General features: G+C 59.9%; 20 protein-coding genes. 8 read left to right on the top strand and 12 right to left on the bottom strand.

Annotated features, from left to right (window positions below; all coding sequences use genetic code 11):
* The first annotated feature begins 159 nt into the window (after positions 1–159).
* From L8H52_RS27890 to L8H52_RS27870, 5 genes are read left to right on the top strand one after another with little or no spacing between them, the layout of a single operon-like run.
* Positions 160–1,188, top strand: coding sequence for a DUF5924 family protein (locus L8H52_RS27890; protein WP_242209738.1), 1,029 nt, complete (start codon positions 160–162; stop codon positions 1,186–1,188).
* Positions 1,189–1,242: 54 nt separating this feature from the next.
* Positions 1,243–2,391, top strand: a complete 1,149-nt coding sequence (locus tag L8H52_RS27885; RefSeq protein WP_242209736.1) for an ABC transporter permease — start codon at positions 1,243–1,245, stop codon at positions 2,389–2,391.
* Positions 2,388–3,191, top strand: a complete 804-nt coding sequence (locus L8H52_RS27880) for an ABC transporter ATP-binding protein (RefSeq protein ID WP_236428152.1) — start codon at positions 2,388–2,390, stop codon at positions 3,189–3,191. Before L8H52_RS27885 ends, L8H52_RS27880 begins: the two co-directional genes overlap by 4 nt.
* A 1-nt stretch (position 3,192) precedes the next feature.
* Positions 3,193–4,131, top strand: coding sequence for an MlaD family protein (locus L8H52_RS27875; RefSeq protein ID WP_242209735.1), 939 nt, complete (start codon positions 3,193–3,195; stop codon positions 4,129–4,131).
* On the top strand, positions 4,128–4,751 hold the full coding sequence (locus tag L8H52_RS27870; RefSeq protein ID WP_242209734.1) for an ABC-type transport auxiliary lipoprotein family protein: 624 nt from the start codon (positions 4,128–4,130) through the stop codon (positions 4,749–4,751). The genes L8H52_RS27875 and L8H52_RS27870 overlap by 4 nt, the downstream gene beginning before the upstream one ends.
* A 114-nt stretch (positions 4,752–4,865) precedes the next feature.
* Here L8H52_RS27870 and L8H52_RS27865 read toward each other — a convergent pair whose 3' ends face one another.
* From L8H52_RS27865 to L8H52_RS27845, 5 genes are all read right to left on the bottom strand, one after another.
* On the bottom strand, positions 4,866–6,095 hold the full coding sequence (locus tag L8H52_RS27865) for a spore maturation protein (protein ID WP_242209733.1): 1,230 nt from the start codon (positions 6,093–6,095) through the stop codon (positions 4,866–4,868).
* Positions 6,096–6,297: 202 nt separating this feature from the next.
* Complete coding sequence (gene gltP / locus L8H52_RS27860) at positions 6,298–7,629, bottom strand: glutamate/aspartate:proton symporter GltP (RefSeq protein ID WP_242209732.1); 1,332 nt, start codon at positions 7,627–7,629, stop codon at positions 6,298–6,300.
* Positions 7,630–8,330: 701 nt separating this feature from the next.
* Positions 8,331–8,795 carry an inhibitor of vertebrate lysozyme family protein gene (locus tag L8H52_RS27855; RefSeq protein WP_242209731.1) on the bottom strand — a complete coding sequence of 155 codons (465 nt, stop codon included), beginning with the start codon at positions 8,793–8,795 and terminating at the stop codon, positions 8,331–8,333.
* Positions 8,796–8,797: 2 nt separating this feature from the next.
* The gene (locus L8H52_RS27850) at positions 8,798–8,962 is read right to left on the bottom strand and encodes a DUF1328 domain-containing protein (RefSeq protein WP_003177151.1); all 165 of its coding nucleotides are present in this window, start codon (positions 8,960–8,962) and stop codon (positions 8,798–8,800) included.
* Positions 8,963–9,034: 72 nt separating this feature from the next.
* A complete protein-coding gene (locus tag L8H52_RS27845; protein WP_242209730.1) occupies positions 9,035–9,319 on the bottom strand; it encodes a hypothetical protein in 285 nt (94 codons plus the stop codon).
* Between the two features lie 428 nt (positions 9,320–9,747).
* Between L8H52_RS27845 and algB the strand changes: the two genes are divergently transcribed.
* Together algB and L8H52_RS27835 are read left to right on the top strand one after the other, a co-directional pair.
* Complete coding sequence (gene algB / locus L8H52_RS27840) at positions 9,748–11,094, top strand: sigma-54-dependent response regulator transcription factor AlgB (protein ID WP_047297450.1); 1,347 nt, start codon at positions 9,748–9,750, stop codon at positions 11,092–11,094.
* Between the two features lie 10 nt (positions 11,095–11,104).
* Entirely contained in the window at positions 11,105–12,895 is a 1,791-nt protein-coding gene (locus L8H52_RS27835) for a KinB sensor domain-containing domain (protein WP_242209729.1), read from the top strand.
* On the opposite strand, the gene L8H52_RS27830 is transcribed toward L8H52_RS27835, so the two are convergent.
* From L8H52_RS27830 to L8H52_RS27800, 7 genes are all read right to left on the bottom strand, one after another.
* Complete coding sequence (locus tag L8H52_RS27830) at positions 12,892–14,505, bottom strand: EAL domain-containing protein (protein ID WP_242209745.1); 1,614 nt, start codon at positions 14,503–14,505, stop codon at positions 12,892–12,894. The two genes, L8H52_RS27835 and L8H52_RS27830, sit on opposite strands and share 4 nt — an antisense overlap.
* 76 nt (positions 14,506–14,581) lie before the next feature.
* Complete coding sequence (locus tag L8H52_RS27825) at positions 14,582–15,364, bottom strand: N-acetylmuramoyl-L-alanine amidase (protein WP_242209728.1); 783 nt, start codon at positions 15,362–15,364, stop codon at positions 14,582–14,584.
* Between the two features lie 101 nt (positions 15,365–15,465).
* A complete protein-coding gene (locus L8H52_RS27820; RefSeq protein ID WP_242209727.1) occupies positions 15,466–17,541 on the bottom strand; it encodes a GGDEF domain-containing protein in 2,076 nt (691 codons plus the stop codon).
* Complete coding sequence (locus L8H52_RS27815; protein WP_007911779.1) at positions 17,538–18,416, bottom strand: endonuclease/exonuclease/phosphatase family protein; 879 nt, start codon at positions 18,414–18,416, stop codon at positions 17,538–17,540. Before L8H52_RS27815 ends, L8H52_RS27820 begins: the two co-directional genes overlap by 4 nt.
* Positions 18,417–18,430: 14 nt before the next feature.
* Entirely contained in the window at positions 18,431–19,072 is a 642-nt protein-coding gene (locus tag L8H52_RS27810; RefSeq protein WP_034152237.1) for a thiol:disulfide interchange protein DsbA/DsbL, read from the bottom strand.
* A 200-nt stretch (positions 19,073–19,272) separates the two neighbouring features.
* A complete protein-coding gene (locus L8H52_RS27805; protein WP_016986443.1) occupies positions 19,273–19,884 on the bottom strand; it encodes a c-type cytochrome in 612 nt (203 codons plus the stop codon).
* Between the two features lie 43 nt (positions 19,885–19,927).
* Positions 19,928–20,218: a c-type cytochrome gene (locus tag L8H52_RS27800; RefSeq protein ID WP_016986444.1), complete on the bottom strand. Its 291-nt coding sequence runs from the start codon at positions 20,216–20,218 to the stop codon at positions 19,928–19,930.
* A 191-nt stretch (positions 20,219–20,409) separates the two neighbouring features.
* Between L8H52_RS27800 and yihA the strand changes: the two genes are divergently transcribed.
* On the top strand, positions 20,410–21,054 hold the full coding sequence (gene yihA / locus L8H52_RS27795; RefSeq protein ID WP_242209725.1) for a ribosome biogenesis GTP-binding protein YihA/YsxC: 645 nt from the start codon (positions 20,410–20,412) through the stop codon (positions 21,052–21,054).
* Positions 21,055–21,209 lie beyond the last annotated feature (155 nt).

The following is a 21,209-nucleotide window of genomic DNA, read 5'->3' as shown; positions in this document are numbered from 1 at the left end:
TCGTGTCAGTCAATGCAATGTTGTATGACCCACCGCATTCGCGAGCAGGCTCGCTCCCACAGGGTGAGGTGGTGAATTTACTGACCGGCAGCCTCGCCACAACGCCCGGCGGGCGCTACTCTGTCGAGGTTTTTTCCCCTCAAGTCGTGAACCGCCCAAATGCCGAAAATACAGCTCCTGATCCAGCGCATTCTCGAACTGATGAAGCGCTATCCCGGGGTCATTGCGCTTGGCGGTTTCATCTCCGGCGTCGGCAGTTTCATCATGGTCGACCGCCAGCAGGGACTGGCGAGCTGGATCACCGTGATCATGCTGCTCAGCTGGATCTGGCTGATGCTGGAAAATACCCTCACCGGCCTCTTCACCCGCGTGTTCAAACGCGAGATTCCCCAGCCGCTGCTGCGTTACGCCACGCAGATGATCCATCAGGAAAGCCTGTTTTTCGTTCTGCCGTTCTTCTTCATCACCACGACGTGGAACAGCGGCCAGTTGTTCTTCACTGGCCTGCTCAGCGTGGCGGCACTGATCTCCATCGTCGATCCGCTCTATTACAAATGGCTGGCGCCACGGCGCTGGGCGTTTCTCGCGCTGCACACCCTGACCCTGTTCGCCGCCCTGCTCACTGCGTTGCCAGTGATCATGCACCTGACCACGGCGCAGAGCTTCAAATGGGCGCTGGGCATTGCCGTGTTGTTGTCGTTCCCGAGTCTGGCGTCGATCTTCCCGATTCGCACGGTGCGCAATGCCCTGGCGATCCTGTGCATCACCGTCGGCATTGGCGGCGTCGGTTGGGCGCTGCGCTCGTGGGTGCCGCCGGCGACGCTGTGGATGACCGACGTGGCGATCAGCACGCAAATGCAAGATCGCACCCCCGGTGCCAGCCTCGATGAAGTCAGTGCTGAGCAGATCCGTAACGGCGGGCTCTACGCCTACACCGCGATCAATGCGCCGCGCGGGCTCGATGAGCGGATTTACCACGTCTGGCAGTTCAACGGCAAAGAGGTCGACCGCATCGCCCTCGATATCCACGGCGGGCGCAAGGAAGGCTACCGCGCGTGGACGCACAAGCAGAACTTCCCCGGCAATCCGGCGGGCAAGTGGCAGGTGCGGGTGCTGACCGAGGATGGCCAGGTGATCGGCGTGCTGCGCTTCGAAGTCACGGACAGCACAGCGATCAAAGAAAAGTAACCGCGTTCGTGCTATTACGTTAGTTCGCCTGATAACCGAACAAGCACGGAGCTTATGACCAGCAGCTCGATCAGCGGCAATGCCCAACTGGACACATCGATCAGCCCTGCCCGCCTGCGGGTTACCGGGGACTGGACGCTTGCCCATTACGCCGAGCTGAAGACGCTGAGCGAAAAGCTCCACGGCCAGTACGACGCCAACACGTCGATTGATCTGAATAGCCTCGGCGCCCTCGACACCGCTGGTGCGTCGCTGCTGGTCGAACTGCTCGGCTCCGAGCGTCTCGGCAAATCCGCCGAACATCCCGATTGCACGCTCTCCTCCGCCGACCGCGCGCTGCTGCAAACCGTGTATCAATCGATGACGGATTTCTGCGTGCCGATCAAGGAAGCGGAAGTCAGCGTCAGCGTGCAATTGCTGACCCGGATCGGCCGCGCCGTGGAAAAGGTCTGGCAAGACACCCTGCAAGTGCTGGGTTTCATCGGCCTGATCCTGGAAACCATCGCCCGTGGCCTGTTCCGGCCCAAGCGCTGGCGCATCACGCCGATGATCGCGCACATCGAGCAGACCGGTCTCGACGCCGCGCCGATCGTGGCGCTGCTGACCTTTCTGGTCGGCGCGGTGGTGGCGTTTCTCGGCGCGACGGTGCTGGCCAGTTTTGGCGCGACGATTTTTACAGTGGACCTGGTGGGCTTCTCGTTTTTGCGTGAGTTCGGCGTGCTGCTCACGGCGATCCTGATGGCCGGCCGCACCGCGAGTGCCTTCACCGCGCAGATCGGCTCGATGAAGGCCAACGAAGAAATCGACGCGATCCGCACCCTCGGCCTCGACCCGATGGAGTTGCTGGTGGTGCCGCGTGTGCTGGCGATGCTGGTGGCGCTGCCGATGCTGACCTTTCTCGCCATGCTCTGCGGGATCATCGGCGGCGGCGTGGTCTGCGCGGTGTCGCTGGATATTTCGCCGGCGATGTTCCTGTCACTGCTGCAATCGGACATCGGCATTCAGCATTTTCTGGTGGGCTTGGTGAAGGCGCCAGTCTTTGCTTTCCTGATTGCCGCGATTGGTTGCCTGGAAGGTTTCAAGGTCAGCGGCAGCGCTGAATCGGTCGGCGCGCACACCACGTCGGCCGTGGTGCAATCGATTTTCGTGGTGATCGTGCTCGACGCGGTGGCCGCACTGTTCTTCATGGAGATGGGCTGGTGAGTCGTCTACCCCGCGCGCCCTCGGAGGCGGTGATCGAAGTCCGTGGCCTGTGCAATCGCTTCGGCAGCCAGAGCGTGCACGAGAACCTCGATCTGGATTTGTACAAAGGCGAGATTCTTGCCGTGGTCGGCGGTTCCGGCAGCGGCAAATCGGTGCTGTTGCGCAGCATTGTCGGTTTGCGCCGGCCCAGCGAAGGGATGGTGAAAGTGTTCGGCAAGAACCTGCCGAGTCTGTCGGAGCACGAGCGTTCGATGGTTGAACGACGCTTCGGCGTCTTGTTCCAGAAAGGCGCGCTGTTCTCCTCGCTGACCGTCACCGAGAACGTCGCCCTGCCCCTCATCGAGCACGCCGGCCTCAGCCGCAACGATGCCGAGCACCTGGCGGCAGTGAAGCTGGCACTGGCCGGACTGCCGCTGTCGGCGGCGGACAAATACCCGGCATCGCTGTCCGGCGGCATGATCAAGCGTGCGGCGTTGGCCCGGGCCCTGGCGCTGGATCCGGACATCCTGTTTCTCGACGAACCGACTGCCGGCCTCGATCCGATTGGCGCGGCGCAGTTCGATCAATTGATTCTGACCCTGCGCGATGCGTTGGGTCTGAGCGTATTTCTGGTGACCCACGACCTCGACACGCTCTACACCATCACCGACCGCGTGGCCGTACTGGCGCAGAAGAAGGTGCTGGTTGCCGGCCCGATCGACGTTGTTTCGGAAACCGACGACGCGTGGATTCACGAATACTTCCACGGCCCGCGCGGCCGCTCGGCGCTGGACGCCGCCAAATTGCTCAACGAGGTCTGACATGGAAACCCGAGCCCATCATGTGTTGATCGGCCTGTTCTCAGTGATTGTCGTGGCAGGCGCCCTGCTCTTCGGCCTGTGGCTGGCCAAGTCCAGCGTCGACACCGAGTTCAAGGATTACGAGATTGTCTTCAACGAGGCGGTCACCGGTCTGTCCAAGGGCAGCCCGGTGCAGTACAGCGGGATCAAGGTCGGCGATGTGATCACCCTGCGCCTTGATCCGAAAGATCCGCGACGGGTGCTGGCGCGGATTCGCTTGGCCGGTGACACGCCAGTCAAAGAAGACACGCAGGCCAAACTGGCATTGGCCGGGATCACTGGTACATCGCTCATCCAGCTCAGCGGTGGCACGCCCGAAAGTCCGCAGCTGCGTGGCCACGACGGCAATCTGCCGACCATCGTCGCCTCGCCCTCGCCGATCTCGCGGCTGCTCAATGACAGCAACGATTTGATGTCCGGTATTACCGCGCTGCTGCAGAACGCCAACCAGATGTTCTCCGCCGAAAACGTCGAGCGCGTCAGCAAAACCCTCGCCCATCTGGAGCAGACCACCGGCACCATCAACGATCAGCGCGGTGACATCAAGCAAGCCATGCAGCAACTGGCGACGGTCGGCAAACAGGCCGGCAGCATGCTCGAACAGACCTCGCTGCTGATGCGCAACGCCAACGGCTTGATCAACGATCAGGGCAAGCAGGCTTTGGGCAGTGCCGAGCAGGCGATGAAGTCGCTGGAGCAAAGCACAACAACCATCAGCACGTTGCTGAGCAAAAACGAAAACTCCCTCGACAACGGCATGCAGGGCCTCAATGGCCTGGCCCCGGCGATCCGCGAACTGCGCGAGACGCTGACTTCGTTGCGCGCCATCTCGCAACGCCTCGAGGCCAACCCCAGCGGCTACCTGCTGGGCCGTGACAAGAACAAGGAATTCACGCCATGAAGCTGACTCGACTTGCCCTCCTCGCCGGCTTCACCTTGATCAGCTCATGTTCGATTCTGCCCCAGGCCGAGCCATCGGATGTCTATCGCCTGCCAACCGCCCAGACGCCCGCCTCGGCCAGTCCGGCGACGACTCAGCATTGGTCGCTGCGGCTGAACAAGTTGCAGGCCAGCGAAGCGTTGAACCGGCCGACGATTGCGGTGATTCCACAGGGCGATGTGATCAGCAGCTACAAAGGCTCGCGCTGGAGTGATCCGGCGCCGGTGCTGGTGCGCAATCGGCTATTGGACGGGTTTGCACGCGACGGTCGGGTGACGTTGCTGAGTACCGATGACAGTAACTTTGCTGCGGATCTGGAGTTGGGCGGGAATTTGCAGGCGTTTCAGACTGAATATCAGGGAGCACAGGCCAGCGTTGTGGTGCGGGTTGATGCGTTGCTGGTGCGTGGCTATGACCAGCGGATTCTGGCCAGCCGCCGCTTTGAAGAGCGCCAGCCTCTGAACGATGTACAGGTACCGTCGGTGGTGGCCGGGTTTGGCCAGGCCAGTGATCGCCTGACCGCGAAAGTCGTGGCCTGGGCCGTAGATCAAGGCCAGAAACTGGCCCCCCCAAAACCTTAAGCCGACACAATCACTGTGGGAGCGAGCCTGCTCGCGAAGGCGTCGTGTCAGACACATCAATGTGAATGACACACCGCTTTCGCGAGCAGGCTCGCTCCCACATTGGATTTTTGTTCAGCCGAAGAACCAGTAGCAGACGGCAATCGCGCCAACCACACCCGCAAACTCCGCCAGCAACGCACACCCCACCGCATGCCGCGCCCGCTGAATCCCCACCGCGCCGAAATACACCGCCAGTACATAGAACGTCGTTTCAGTACTGCCCTGCACCGTCGCCGCGACCAGCGCCGGGAAGCTGTCGACGCCCGAGGTCTGCATCGTCTCGATCAACATCGCCCGCGCCGCACTGCCGGAGAACGGTTTGACCATCGCCGTCGGCAGCGCATCGACAAACCGCGTGTCCCAACCGGCCCACTCGACCAGATGACGAATGCCGTCGAGCCCGAAATCCAGTGCGCCGGAGGCACGCAGTACGCCGACCGCACAGAGCATCGCCACCAGATATGGCAACAGATTCTTCGCGACATCGAAGCCTTCTTTAGCGCCTTCGACGAATGCTTCGTAAACCTTGACCTTGCGTAACGCACCGATGATCAAAAACAGCATGATCAACCCGAACAGCGTGAGATTACCGAGGATCGACGACAATCCGGCCAAAGCCGTCGCCGAGAGAGTGCCCAGCAGCGCCATGAAGCCGCCAAGGGCGAGGGCGCCCGGAATCAGATAGGCCAACACCACCGGATCCCAGATCCGCAGGCGCTGCATGAACGCCACTGAGAGGAAGCCGACAATCGTCGAGCAACTGGTGGCCAGCAGAATCGGCAGGAACACCAGCGTCGGGTCCGGCGCGCCTTGCTGGGCGCGGTACATGAAGATCGTCACCGGCAGCAGGGTCAGGGAGGAGGCGTTGAGCACCAGGAAGAGGATTTGCGCGTTACTGGCGATGGTGGCACTGGGATTGAGCTCCTGCAGCGCCTTCATGGCTTTCAGGCCGATGGGCGTGGCCGCGTTGTCGAGGCCCAGACCGTTGGCGGCGAAGTTCAGAGTGATCAGGCCAAGGGCAGGGTGACCGGCCGGGACTTCCGGCATCAGCCGCAGGAACAGCGGGCCGAGTACCTTGGCCAGCCACTCGACGATGCCGGCCTTCTCGGCGATACGCAGAAAGCCCAGCCACAGGGTGAGCGTGCCGAACAGCAGCACCATGACTTCGACCGAGAGCTTGGCCATGGCGAAAATGCTTTCCACCATCGCCGCAAAGATCCCGGCGTTGCCGCCGATCAGCCACTGCGCCAGCGCCGACACGGCTGCGACGATAAAGAAGCCAAGCCACAGGCCATTAAGCATCAGTCAAATCCCCCGAAGAATGCCGCGAATGATAGCGGGGTCACCAGAAACGACAAACCCCGGATTTCTCCGGGGTTCGTTGGCAAGCCTTGCATCAGTCACTGTGGGAGCGAGCTTGCTCGCGAAGGCGGTGTGTCAATCAACATAATTGTTGAATGTACCGGCCTCTTCGCGAGCAAGCTCGCTCCCACAGGGTTTTGCATTACGGCTTGGAGATTTCGCCTGCTGGCAGTTTTTCCTTGCTGCGCCAGTGCGGCAGGGAGTTCCAGTAGCGCTCGCCCTTGGCGTCGTCGTACATGCCTTCCCAGCGCGAGATAACCAGCACGGCCAGCGCGTTACCGATCACGTTCAGGGCGGTACGGGCCATGTCCATGACGCGGTCGACACCGGCGATGAACGCCAGGCCTTCCAGCGGAATACCAACGCTGCCTAGGGTGGCCAGCAGCACCACGAAGGACACGCCCGGTACGCCGGCGATGCCTTTGGAGGTGACCATCAGGGTCAGCACCAGCAGCAATTGCTGGCTGATCGACAGGTCGATGCCGTACAGCTGAGCGATGAAGATTGCCGCGATCGATTGATACAGGGTCGAACCATCGAGGTTGAACGAGTAGCCGGTCGGCACCACGAAGCTGCAAATGGCTTTCGGTGCGCCGTAGGCTTCCATCTTCTCGATCACGCGCGGCAGCACGGTTTCCGAGGAAGCGGTGGAGTAGGCCAGCACCAGCTCATCCTTGAAGATGCGCATCAGCTTGAACACTGAGAAACCGAACATCTTGGCGATCAGGCCCAGCACCACGAAGGCGAAGAAGGCGATGGCGAAGTAGACCAGGATCACCAGTTTGGCCAGCGGCACCAGGGATGCGAAGCCGAAGTTGGCGACGGTCACCGCGATCAGGGCGAACACGCCGATCGGCGCATAGTTCATGATCATGTGGGTGACTTTGAACATGCTTTCCGAGACGCCCTGGAACATCTTCACCAGCGGCTCGCGCAGGTCCGACTGCAGGCTCGACAGACCGAGACCGAACAGCACGGAGAAGAAGATGATCGGCAGCATTTCGCCGCGGGCCATGGCGGCGAAGATGTTCGACGGAATCAGGTTGAGGATGGTCTCGATGAACGCGTGTTCATGCTGTACTTCGGCAGCGGTCGCCTGGTACTTGGAGATGTCCACCGTGCCCAGGGTGCTCATGTCGATGCCGGCACCCGGATGGAACAGGTTGGCCAGCAGCAGGCCGACGACGATGGCGATGGTGGTGACGATTTCGAAATAGATGATCGTCTTCAGGCCGATACGCCCGAGCTTCTTGGCGTCGCCCACGCCGGCGATGCCGACGATCAGGGAAGAGATGACGATCGGGATCACGATCATCTTGATCAGACGGATAAAGATATCGCCTGCCGGTTGCAGGACGTTGCTGATCCACCAGGCTTTTTCGGCACTGAAGTGGTTGAGCAACGCACCAATTGCAATACCCAAAACCAGACCGATGAGGATCTGCCAGGCGAGGCTAATTTTTGCCTTCTTCATTATCTTTACCCTTACTTGCGTTTGACTCAGGCACATGCAGGAACTGGAACGCTCATTAGCGGAAAAGTCTGTGCATCTGCCTCCGTATAAGGTGCCCCGAAGCGCGTGATTACGGCTCTTCGGCAGGCGAAAAAAGGCGCAACTATTCCGATGCAAGGTTGCGCCGTCTAATGCCGTAAACGCCTACCCTATGCCGAATCGGCATGAGCTTTTTTAAATGAAACGGGCGTCCCAACCGGTTCGATTGTGACATTTCGGCCGGCATAAGTGCCGTGAACCGGCCATCACAGCGTAGGTTGGTTATTTTTTAAACGAGAAAATTCGACAAAAAATTTAGGAAAAAGCCTACGCAGCAAGACTAGAAGTCCTCTTGTTTAACAGGTCTCTTTGTCGATATACGGTCGCCGTGAAACACCGCGTAATGTTTTCGCGCGCAGTGTCAGCGATAAAAAAGATGAGCTGGACGCTCTGGATCAATGTTTTGCTCGATTGAAAGCTCAGCGCAAGTCCGTCGAACCGCTGTGGGTCGGCGAACCTGCGACGCAGCTTTTACCCTGACCCGGCCCTTGCGCAGGCACTCCCTGTACCCGTAGGTCACTCCGACCCTGCAACAGTCAGAACGTCCCGGCCCCTTGGTCATGCGCCGGCCTTCCTCAGGTGGGCGCAATGGAGAGCAGCAGGGCGCTGCCCTCATGTTCAAATCAGTACCACTTCGGATCTTTCTTCAGGGTTTCCATCAGCAGATCCTGCATGCCTTGATCGGGTTTGCCGAGGAAGCGATAGGTGGCATGTCGCGTAGGCGACTTGTCAGCCGGCAGTCCCTCAGGCACATCGACGAGCATGGCGTAAGCGTCTTTCTTGTCGAAACTGAACGCGACGATCAAGCGGTGGTTCAGGCATTTGTCTGCAGATTCACAGAGCGGGCCGACCAGATACTTGTCGCCATCTTCAGTCACGGCATTCATCTGTTGGTCAGGCGCGCCGGAGAGATTCATCACCCATTCCGGCAGGCGTTCTTCCTTCCTCACCACGCCTTCCCAGGTCTGTCGATACTGCGGGTCGGAACTCAACAGTTCGTTGACCCGCGTCTGGCCGTCATTGGCCGCCATCGCCATGGCACTACCGCCCAGAAGCAGGGCGGCTGCCAGTGTCTTTAAAACAGTCATCGTTAACCTCGGCCGCGACGGCCAAAGAAGAAGGAAGCGATGAACATCACCAGGAACACGACAAAGAGAATCTTGGCGATACCCGTGGCGGTGCCCGCGATACCACCGAAGCCCAGTACTGCAGCGATGATGGCAATGATCAAGAATGTAATTGCCCAGCTCAACATGGTGATTCTCCTTACTTCTCTATTTAGGGGTGTTACGTGTTCCGGCGCTGCGCGCCCGAATTCATGTGTTCTTTAGAAAACCCAACGCTCTTCACGTGGCAGTTGATCCAGTGGCTGCGCCTGGTCGACGTCCATCATGCGCATCGAGGCGCTCTCAGCCTGGCTGCTGCTGACGGCGCTGAAGTGCGTTTGCGTGCTGTGCTGGATCGAGATCAGCGGCTCAACCTGCTGGCTGTTTTCCCAGCGCAGGTATTGCTGGCAGGCGATCAGGGTGATCAACAGCGCCAATACGCCAAACAGACCTTGCTGGATATGCAGTGGCGAGATACGCACTTGGGCGGCACGTGGGCGAGTCATCCTGGGTTCCTCACTCTTATTCGGTTGGGGCAGTTCATGTTCTGCCCGGGCTGAGTAAGGTATTGCAGCCTGCATGCCAGTTTTTTATTTGAAAAATACTCAATAAAATCAATAAGTTATATCTGTCTCGAAAAGCGATGACGACGCATCCTGCACGATAGGTCATCTTGGATCGTGCGCAATGCACGATTTTTTCGTAGGAGATTTCATTCTTATGGAATTGAGAGCAGGGCGCAGATGTCAGAAATGTATGCAGGGAATGCCCTGCAAGTCGGTGATTGTTTAAAAAATCAACAAAACCAACAACTTGGCCGTAATGGCAGGAGAGAGCTACCCTCCTATGGCTGGCATCGTTCAGAATCAACCATGCAACTTGCCCGATTTTTCCGGGACTAACCCAAGACCAATCACTATGGAGCGTAGGAAAAATGGAATCTGCCACTGAGCATCAAGGCCGCATTCTGCTGGTGGACGACGAATCCGCCATCCTGCGTACTTTCCGTTATTGCCTCGAAGACGAGGGCTATACGGTGGCCACCGCCAACAGTGCGGCTCAGGCCGAAGCATTGTTGCAACGCCAGGTCTTCGACCTGTGCTTCCTTGATTTGCGTCTGGGTGAAGACAACGGTCTCGACGTACTGGCGCAAATGCGCATTCAGGCGCCGTGGATGCGCGTGGTGATCGTGACCGCGCATTCGGCCGTCGACACTGCCGTCGATGCGATCCAGGCCGGCGCTGCCGATTATCTGGTCAAGCCATGCAGCCCTGATCAACTGCGTCTGGCCACTGCCAAGCAACTGGAAGTGCGCCAACTGTCGGCGCGCCTCGAAGCGCTGGAAGGCGAAATCCGTAAGCCGAAGGACGGTCTCGATTCCCACAGCCCGGCGATGAAAGTCGTCCTGGAAACAGCTCGTCAGGTCGCCGGCACCGACGCAAACATTCTTATCCTCGGCGAGTCCGGTACCGGTAAAGGTGAGCTAGCCAGAGCGATTCATGGCTGGAGCAAACGCGAGAAGAAATCCTGCGTAACCATCAACTGCCCGTCATTGACCGCCGAACTGATGGAAAGCGAGCTGTTCGGCCACAGTCGCGGTGCGTTTACCGGCGCCAGTGAAAGCACGCTGGGCCGGGTCAATCAGGCTGACGGCGGTACGCTGTTTCTCGACGAGATCGGCGATTTTCCCCTGACATTGCAACCCAAGTTGCTGCGTTTTATTCAAGACAAGGAATACGAGCGGGTAGGGGATCCGGTCACCCGTCGCGCCGATGTACGCATTCTGGCGGCAACCAACCTCAACCTCGAAGACATGGTCCGCGACGGTCGTTTCCGTGAAGATCTGCTCTATCGCTTGAACGTCATCACCCTGCACTTGCCGCCTCTGCGCGAGCGTGCTGAGGACATTCTGACTCTGGCCGATCGCTTCCTCGCCCGCTTCGTCAAAGAGTACGCGCGCCCGGCACGGGGTTTCAGTGATGAGGCGCGTGAGGCGCTGCTCGGCTACCGCTGGCCGGGCAACATTCGCGAACTGCGCAACGTTGTCGAGCGCGCGAGCATCATCTGTCCGCAGGAACGCGTGGAAATCAGTCACCTCGGCATGGCCGAGCAACCGGCCAACAATGCGCCAAGAGTCGGTGCGGCTTTGAGTCTCGACGAATTGGAGAAAGCCCATATCGGCGCGGTGCTCGCCACCGCCGGCACGCTGGATCAAGCGGCGAAAACCCTGGGCATCGACGCCTCGACCCTGTATCGCAAGCGCAAGCAGTACAACCTGTGAGCGCCGGGCGATGAAACTGGCGATGAAGTTGCGGACCCGTTTGTTCTTGAGCATTTCCGCGCTGATCACCGTGGCCCTGCTCGGACTGCTGCTCGGGCTGGTCAGCGTGATGCAGATGGCCGGCACTCAAGAGGCATTGGTGCGCAGCAACTTCGTCACTCTCGACTTGGGCCTCAAGCTGCGACAGACGCTAGGTGATCAGTTGATCATCATGCTGGCGGAAAAACCTGACCCGGTCGCCTTCGAAGCGTCGAAACAGCATTACTTCAAATTGCTTGATGAGGGCATCGCTCAGGAGCAAGAGGGTGACCGCCGGCAATACGGATTCAGTCAGGCCAAAGCGGATTACCTCAGTTTCCTGCAGGCGTTCGATCTGTCCCGTGACCCGGCCAATTCGATGAGCAGCAGCGCAGAACTCAGAGAGCGCTTCAACACCTTGCGCAACGGTCTCATCGCCGAGCACAAACATGCGCTGGACAACATCAACGCGGTTCAACATGAGGCACGTGATCGCGCTTTGTTGATCGCCGGTCTACTGGGATTTGTCGGATTAGCGGTGCTGATCATCGGTTTCATCACCGCCCACGGGATTGCCCGGCGTTTCGGCGCGCCGATCGAGGCGCTGGCGCAGGCGGCGGACAATATCGGCCAAGGAAACTTTGAAGTGACCCTGCCGATTTCTTCGGCGATGGAAATGAATCAACTGACCAAGCGCTTTGGCCTGATGGCCGAAGCGCTGCGTGAGCATCAAGCGACCAACGTCGACGAATTGCTCGCCGGCCAGCAACGCTTGCAGGCGGTGCTCGACAGCATCGATGACGGCTTGCTGATGATCGACCGTCAGGGGCATCTGGAACACTTCAATCCGGTCGCCCAACGGCAACTGGGTTGGGACGATGATCGTCTCGGCCAAGGGCTGGGTACGGCGCTTGAGCGGCCAGAACTGGATGCGCAACTGCAACTGGTTCTGCGCGGCGGCACTCTCGAGCGGGCGCCGGAAGACCTGGCCATCGAGGTCGACGGCGAATCGCGCCTGCTGACCTACAGTCTGACGCCGGTCAGCCACACGCAAGGTCATATCCTCGGCGCAGTGATGGTCTTGCACGATGTCACCGAGCAGCGCGCCTTCGAGCGGGTGCGCAGTGAATTCGTCCTGCGCGCCTCCCATGAACTGCGCACACCGGTCACCGGCATGCACATGGCGTTCGGACTGTTCCGTGAACGGGCGAAGTTTCCAGCGGAGTCCCGCGAGGCTGATCTGCTCGACACCGTGAATGAGGAAATGCAGCGCCTGATGCAGTTGATCAATGACTTGCTCAACTTCTCGCGTTATCAGAATGGCTTGCAGAAACTCACGTTGGCGCCATGCTCCATCGAGGACTTGCTCGAGCAGGCGCAACTGCGCTTTGCCGACTCGGCGGCGGACAAGGGCATCGCCCTGAATGTCGAAGTGCAGGGGCCGTTGCCGCGTTTGCAGGCCGACCAGACGCAGCTCGATCGCGTACTCGATAACCTGATCGACAACGCTTTGCGCCATACCGCCCGCGACGGTCAGATCCGCTTGCAGGCACGCCGGCATGGCGAGCGGGTGATCATCAGCGTCGAAGACAACGGCGAGGGCATTGCCTATGGCCAGCAAGGGCGGATCTTCGAGCCGTTCGTGCAGGTCGGGCGCAAGAAGGGCGGCGCCGGACTCGGCCTGGCGCTGTGCAAGGAAATCGTCCAGCTGCATGGCGGACGCATGGGCGTTTACTCGCGGCCGGGGCAGGGCACGCAGTTCTATATGGCGCTCGCTGTTTAGGCTTCGTCGTCCATCCGGCGCCCGGCAAGACGTCGCCCGCGAGTGATCAGCTCAATGAACTGAACTGCGCTCAGGGCATGGGCGAACAGCCAGCCCTGGCCGAATTTGACGCCTTCGCTGCTGAGCAGTTGGGCCTGTGACTCCAGCTCGATGCCTTCGGCAATCACCTTAAGATCCAGTGCCTGAGCCATGTGAATGATGTGCGGGGCGACGCCGCTGCTCGCCGCATCGTGGCCGAGCGCATCAATAAAGGCTTTATCGATTTTCAGGCAGTCGACCGGCAGGGTTTGCAGGTAGGCGAGGCTGCAATAGCCGGTGCCGAAGTCGTCGATCAGCACCTGATGGCCGACATCGCGCAAGGCTTGCAGGTTTTCCCGCGCCACCACCACATCAATCAAGCCGCGTTCGGTGACCTCGAAGGCAATCTGCCGGGCGGCAACCCGGTGCAGTGTAAGCAGCCGCGCCATGACCTGGCCGATGCGCGGCACCATCACATCGCATGCTGCCAGGTTGACCGAGATATACAGCTGCGGATTGGCCCGCAGCACCGGACCGAGTTGTTCCAGCAAACGCTGGAGGACAAAGTCGGTCATCTGGCGAATTTGCCCGGTATTTTCCGCCATGGGGATGAACAGGTCCGGGCTGGTCAGTGTGCCGTCGGGGCGGCGCCAGCGCAGCAGCGCTTCGGCGCCGACGCAGTTACGGCTGTCGAGGTCGAAGATCGGCTGATAGAGCACCTGCAGCTCGCCGCGCCGGATTGCACCGTGAAGTTCGGCGTCCAGTGACTGGCGCTGGCGCACCAGTAAAAACACAAAGAATCCTACGAATGCGCCGAGCAATAGACAGGCCGGAACCACCCACCACCAGATCGCAGGGATGTGCATGCCGCTGCGCGGCGTGATCAGCACCAGTTGATATTCCGGGTTGTCAGTGGGCATGCGGTAGATCAGCCGAGTCTGAGTGACCTGTAATGACTCGCGACTTTTCGGTGGCCACTGTTCGGTTGGTGGCCAGGTCTGCGCCGTGCCGAGGACCGGGATCGCCCGGGCACCGTGGTCGAGCACCACCAAAAGGCTGCTGCCTGGGGACAGATCGACCATGTCGGTCAGGTGCCCGCGTGAAGTGGCCACGCGGAAATTGCCGCGCCCGAGCATCAGCGCCGCGCGGTTTTCATCCGGTTCGGTGGTGGTATTCAGCCAATAGCTGTAGGTCGGGCCCTTGATGTCCGGCGCGCGGACCACCGACAGGCCTTCCTGACGCGGACGATTGGAGCAGATCCGCGAGGCGTCCATATAAGCCGCTTCATAGACGAAGCGATAATTGAAGGTGACTTGCTGCAGGGTGGCGATCATTTCATCGTCACAACTGCGTAGTGGCTGGGCTTCGAGGTCGTCGAGACTTTCGCGCAACTGGCCGAACAATTGTTCGAGGCGGGCGAGGAAACGTTCGCCTTGCGCGTTCATTTCCTGACTTTCACTTTGCTCGACCTGACGCATCGCCACGAACATACCGCCGGCGATCAGCAGGATGGCACTGAGGACAGCCGCGATCATCGCCAAAAACCAGGGGCGATAAAACCAGCTACGCAGCGACTCTCGGGTAGCAACCATCATGGAATATCCGAAGAATTACCAATGAGTTATAGCTGCTGATTGCAATTTCGCCCTGACCGTCGGGCGGGCGTCATTATTTTGTCTGATTGAGCACAAGCAAGAGTGCTGCCGTTTGCGCGTCTGGCGTGCCGTCAAAGCGCGAAGGGCGGAAGTGCATCTGGAACGCGGCCAGCACGTGGCGCGTCGCGACATCCAGCTCGCCGGTCTGCGGGGTGTCGTAACCCAGGTGCGCCAGTTGCGCCTGGAACCAGCTGATGCTCGGCAGTTCGCCGCTGTTGAACAGCATTTGCTGACGCGCGACCGCCTGTTCGTTCGGCCATACGCCCAGGCCTTCAGCAGCGAGACGCTTCCAGGGAAACAACGGCCCCGGATCGAGTTTGCGCAACGGCGCGATATCGCTGTGACCGATGATGTGGCGCGGGCTGATGCCGTTGCGTTTGCTGATGTCCTTGAGCAGGACGATCAGCGATTGGATCTGCGCCTCGCTGTACGGATACCACAGGCGCCCGGTCGGTGTGTCCTTGAAGCCCGGATTGACGATTTCAATGCCGATTGAGCTTGAGTTCAGCCAGGTGCGGCCCTGCCATTGGCTTTCGCCGGCGTGCCAGGCGCGCTGGTTTTCGTCCATCAGCTTGTAGATGGTGCCGCTCTTGTCATCGCCGATCAGGTAATGGCTGCTGACCTCGCCGTGGGTCAGCAGTTGCAGCGAGCGCTCCAGCGAGGCCGAGGTGTAGTGCACGATCACGAACTGGACGCGGCTGTCGAAATTGGCCGAAGGATGGCTGGTGTCGTAACGCGGGTTGCTGGCACAACCAGCCAGAACGAGCAACGAAGCGAGGAGGGCAAAGAATTTCATGGCAGAAGGCAATACACGCAAGACAGTAATGCAACAGTGTAACGTACTGCCTTGCGTCTCGACGGTCAGCGGGCGGAATTAAACAAAATGGAACAAATTGCTCAGCCGAGCTCGACCCGATTACGTCCTGCGTTTTTCGCCCGATACAGTGCCTGATCGGCTCTTTTCAGCACCAGATCGCTGTGTTCTCCCGCACGGAATGACGCTAACCCCATGGAAATGGTGATCGTTACTCGCTCGCCCTTGAAGTGAAACGGACACGCTTCGATTGCCGCTCGCAACGTTTCCAGCAATTTCGCACCGAGCGCAGGCGGAGTCGCCGGCAGCAGCAGGACAAATTCCTCACCACCGAAACGCGCAATGAAGTCGGAACCGCGCAGGCGTTTGCGCAGCACCGTGGCGATGATCTTCAGCACCTTGTCGCCGGCCAGATGGCCGTAATTGTCGTTGATGCGTTTGAAGTGATCGAGGTCGAGCATTGCCAGGCTCAGAGTGTTGCCGTGCTGTTGCCACTGCTTGATCTCAAGTTCTAGACGTTCGCTCCAGGCCGCGCGGTTGGGCAGCCCGGTGAGCGGGTCTATCAGGGCTTTCTGCCGCTGTACTTCCAGGTGTTCGCGGAAGCCCTGGGCTTCCTGTTCCATATGCGCCACACGTTCGGACAGGCTTTTGAGCCGCGTGGCGACTTCCTGTTCGCGGGTGTCGCGCTGCTTCTGGTGCTGATCCATGGTGCCGATCAAGCCTTCGAGATGGTTCTCCAGCACTTGCTTGAGGTCATCCAGATCGGCGGCTTCCTGAACGCTGGTCTGCAAGCCGTCGACTTGCTCGCGGATCTGCGTGTCCATCGCTCGCGCCGCCGAGCTGTTGTCGGCATGCCCTTCGCTGGCGGCTTGCAGGTTGCTCTGGAACGCTTCGAGGCGTTCGTTGAGCTGTTGCAAATAGGCTTCGAATTCGTGCTGGCCGCTGTCGGTGATCGCCAGCATCAACGTCGCGAGATCATCGAGGATCGGGATCAGTTCGTACCAGTTCAAGCCGTGCTTGAGGCGCTCGCGCATGGCCTCGGCTTGCGGGCGGTGGCGCTCCGGCAGGGTCAGGTCGTCGAGGAGGCCGATCAGGGTGTCTTCGATGTGCTTGGCCACCGAGCTGTAGGAAGGCTCGGGGGAATCGGGCAGGGCGAAGAGAATGTCGTGCTCGGATTGTTCCGGGTCGATGGCTGCCAGTGCCTGCGCGATAGGTTCGGGCAGGGGCAGGCTGTCGAGGATCAGCGATGTCGGGTCGCCGGGGTGGATCAGTTCATCAGGATTGATGGCGGCAGGCGCGACTTCAGTCTGAGCGGGAACCGGGGCAAAAACAGGCTCAGGTTCGAAGCGTTCAGCCTGCGGTTCGACCGGAGGGCTGATGACCTTGTTGACGACAGTCGGTGGCACAAAGGCAACCACTTCTGCCGGTTCCGGTTCCAACTGAATCTGGGCGGCTGGCGTCGTTGTTTCGACAGGCGTAGGCGGATCGAAGGCGGGAGCTGCCGTCACAGCTTCAATCGCTGCGACTGGGGCAGGCTGCGCGGCCTCTGGCTCGGGTGCCGTTGGGGCAAGCGGTTGCAGTGGCGGCGTGGCTTGAAGCGGCGTGGGTGATTGCGTCGCTGGCGCTTCTTCGCTGTCACGACTGCCGAACAGACGCTGCAACAGTCCCGGCCGTTCCGGCTCAGCGGGGGTATCGAGCTGACTCAACGCCTTGCCCTGCAAACCGCTGAGCTCACTTAACAGCAATGGCATTTCCCGCGCCGACCCGACGCGACTATCCAGTTGTTTGGCGAATTTCTTCAGTGGCTGAGCGACTTCACGCGGCAACGGCAACGCCTGCAGTTGTGTAACCAGCGAGGTCAGCGCGGTACTGACCTGATCGATGCGGGTTTCGCGGCGCTGCTCGGAATCGAGCACGGCTTTTTCCAGGCGCGGCAACAGGGCGGCGAGGCCGGCGTCCATGTCGTCGGTGCGCACCACGTCGCGCATCTCTTTCATGCACTGATCAACGACCTTGTCGGTACCTTCAGCCGCCAAGGTGCTGCGCACCAGGCCGCGACGCAGCAAGTCGAGCCTGGCGGCCCAGCGGCGTTCGAGTTTGTCCTGCTGTTCGATGCTTTTGAGGTACTTCTCTTTCCAGCGCTGGGCGTCGTCGCTCATTCAGGGGTTCCGCGAGGGGCAGGACTCAACGCGGGCAATGCATCGGCCGTGAGCGAACCCGGCAGACGAATCTCTACCGCGACCGGCAGGTGATCGGAAATCGGTTGGGCCAGCACTTCGACCTTTTCCAGGGTCAGGGTCGGGCTGAGCAAAATATGATCAAGGCAACGCTGAGGACGCCAGCTGGGGAAAGTCGCTTCCACCTGCGGGGCCAGCAGGCCGAGATCGCGTAACGGAGAGTGTTGTAGCAGATCGCTGGCGTGGGTGTTCATGTCACCCATCAACACTTGGTGTTTATAACCACCGATCAGCTCACGAATATAGGCCAGTTGCAGGCTGCGGGTTCGCGCGCCAAGGGCCAGGTGCATCATCACCACCACCAGCGCTTCCGGGCCTTCGCCGAAACGCAGCAGAATCGCCCCGCGACCTTTCGGGCCGGGCAGCGGGTGATCTTCAATCGCCGACGGTTTCAGGCGACTGAGCACGCCATTGCTGTGCTGAGCGAGTCGGCCGAGGTTGCGATTGAGTTGTTGATACCAGTAGGGGAAGGCGCCGAGTTGCGCCAGATGTTCGACCTGATTGACGTAGCCCGAACGCAGGCTGCCGCCATCGGCTTCCTGCAGGGCGACCAGATCGAAGTCGCCGAGCAGGTCGCCGATCTTTTGCAGATTGCCTGAGCGGCCGTTGTGCGGCAGCAGGTGCTGCCAGCTGCGGGTCAGGTAATGCCGATAGCGCTCGGTGCTGATGCCGACCTGGATGTTGAAACTGAGCAAGCGCAGACGCTGGTCTGCGGGCAGGCCCGTGGACTCCAGGTGATGCTCGTTGACCTGCGGATCATGCAGGCCAACGATGCGTTCAGACTTCCAGCGGCGCATGGCGGTTGCCGCGCTTAGTTGGCAGCAGCCTTGGTTGCCGCTCGCTCTTTGGCGACCAGTTGGTCAGCCAGTTGCAGCGCTTGCTCGGCACCACCGGCAGAGCCGATGTCGAAACGGTACTTGCCGTTGACGATCATGGTTGGAACGCCAGTGATTTCGTACTTCTTGGCCAGCTCGCGAGCTTTTACGATCTGACCTTTGATGGCGAACGAGTCGAAGGTGGCGAGGAACTTGTCCTTGTCCACGCCCTGGGTGGCGAGGAAGTCAGCCATGTCGTTCTTGTCGGTCAGCTTCTTGTGTTCTTTCTGGATGGCGTTGAAGACCGCCGCGTGGACCTTGTGCTCGACGCCCATCGCTTCGAGGGTCAGGAACATCTGGCCGTGAGCGTCCCACGGGCCGCCGAACATGGCAGGAATACGCACGAAGTTGACGTCCGATGGCAGTTTTTCAACCCATGGGTTGATCACTGGCTCAAAGGCGTAGCAGTGCGGGCAGCCGTACCAGAACAGCTCGACCACTTCGATCTTGCCAGGCTCTGCAACCGGTACCGGGTTGGCCAGTTCCACGTAAGGGGCGGCTGGGGCTTCGGCGGCTTGGGCGGTAACGCCGAACAGGCTGGCAGCGACGAGAGCGGCGCTGATGATCAGATTACGCATGCTTTACTCCTGGACAATTTTGGTCGCCTCGCGCGACCTGTTTTCAGACAGATCCTGGCGGGCATGAGTTCTGTAGTGTAACGGCAGCGGCCACAAAAAAGGGCGGCCAAAGCCACCCTTTTTATACTTGCTGCGACGGATTAATCGAGCGTTAACATTGCAGGAGATGTCCATCCCCTGCACGGCTCGGTCCGCGGGCCTTAGTGCAGGCCTTGAATGTAGCTGGAGACCGCTGCGATGTCTTCGTCGCTCAAGCGTTTGGCGATGGTCTGCATGGTCATGGTGTCGCCGTCGTTGTTGCGGCCACCTTCTTCCTTGCGGAAATCGGTCAGCTGTTTGGCGATGTATTGAGCGTGTTGGCCGCCCAGGTGCGGGAAGCCGGCAGCGGCGTTGCCGGCGCCGTTCGGCGAGTGGCAACCGGTGCAGGCGGGCAGGCCCTTGGCCAGATTGCCGCCACGGAACAGCGCTTCACCGCGAGCGACGATCTTCGGATCGGCGGCGCCGACGCTGCCTTTCTGGCTGGCGAAGTAAGCGGCGATGTCGGCCAGATCCTGATCGCTCAGGTTGGTCAGCAGCCCGGTCATTTCCAGAACGGTGCGTTTGCCCGACTTGATGTCGTGCAACTGCTTGGTCAGGTAGCGTTCACCTTGACCGGCCAGTTTCGGAAAGTTTGGCGCCATGCTGTTGCCGTCCGGGCCATGGCAGGCTCCGCAAACGGCGGCTTTTGCCTGGCCCGCTGCGGCATCGCCGGCAGCATGGGCGAAGCCTGAGATTCCCACGGTCAACAGCAGACTCACGATCAATTTGTTCATCAGCTAATCCAACTACGGCTAAGGGTTAAGTTATGGACCGGGTTTACTCGCTCATCCAAAGGATGATGGCTTGGTAATCCTCGGCACTGCAGTCCATGCACAAACCACGCGGCGGCATCGCCTTGAAACCCTGGGTCACGTGTTGCACCAGCGTCCCCATACCTTTCGCCAACCTCGGCGTCCAAGCTTCCTGATCGCCTCTTTCGGGCGCCATGGGTAGTTGGCCGGAATGACAGGCACCACAAACACGGTTGTACACAGCTTCCGGATCCTGTGTAGCCTGTGCGCTGTAAAGCGGCATCAAGACTCCGGCAGCCAGCAGCCATTTCGTCATAAAACGACCTTTTCAGGGTTGAGAGCGTTCTGCGTTCTAATGCGCAATCAAAGTCTGTCGCTCTCGTGAACTTCATCCTTCGCTGGGACAAAGCACACACAAAATCTGCGGCATTATATACTGGCGTCACTGAAACGGAAGCGACACCGCGTTCCGCGCCCAATCCCGGCGCCGCCCACATCGGAAATCCCATGCAACTCAAGAATCCCATCCTCGGCCTGTGCCAACAGTCCACGTTCATGCTCAGTGCCGCCAAAGTCGATCAATGCCCTGACGACGAAGGCTTCGAAGTAGCGTTTGCCGGTCGTTCCAACGCCGGCAAATCCAGCGCGCTGAACACTTTGACTCACGCCAGCCTGGCGCGAACCTCGAAAACTCCGGGTCGCACACAGCTGTTGAACTTCTTCAAGCTAGACGAAGATCGCCGTCTGGTCGACCTGCCGGGCTACGGTTACGCAAAAGTACCGATCCCGCTGAAGATGCACTGGCAGCGTCACCTTGAGGCTTATCTCGGTGGCCGCGAGAGTTTGAAGGGTTTGATTCTGATGATGGACATCCGTCATCCAATGACCGACTTCGACTTGCTGATGCTCGACTGGGCTGTTGCCGCCGGCATGCCGATGCATATCCTGCTGACCAAGGCCGACAAGCTGACTTACGGCGCAGCCAAGAACACCCTGCTCAAAGTGCAGTCGGAAATTCGTAAGGGTTGGGGTGATCTGGTCACCATCCAGCTCTTCTCCGCACCAAAACGCATGGGCCTGGAAGAGGCCTACACTGTACTGGCCGGCTGGATGGAACTCGCAGACAAAGGCGCCGAGGTGGTAGCCGAGTAAGACAATTTCAAAACTGTCTGTGGTGCTGTCAGGCAAGGCAAAAGCACCGCTAAAAAGCGGAGTTTAGGGTACCTAAATGAGCATTTTTAGCGGTGCTTTTAACGCAGCATGACGGCATCACAGCCAGTTTTGGGGCAAAAAAAGCCCCGGACTTC

It is taken from the genome of Pseudomonas sp. CROZ-RG-20F-R04-15 (assembly GCF_022662375.1).
Classification (GTDB): Bacteria; Pseudomonadota; Gammaproteobacteria; order Pseudomonadales; family Pseudomonadaceae; genus Aquipseudomonas.
Note: the sequence above shows the minus strand (reverse complement) of the source record. Positions and strands in the feature narration are given on the sequence as shown.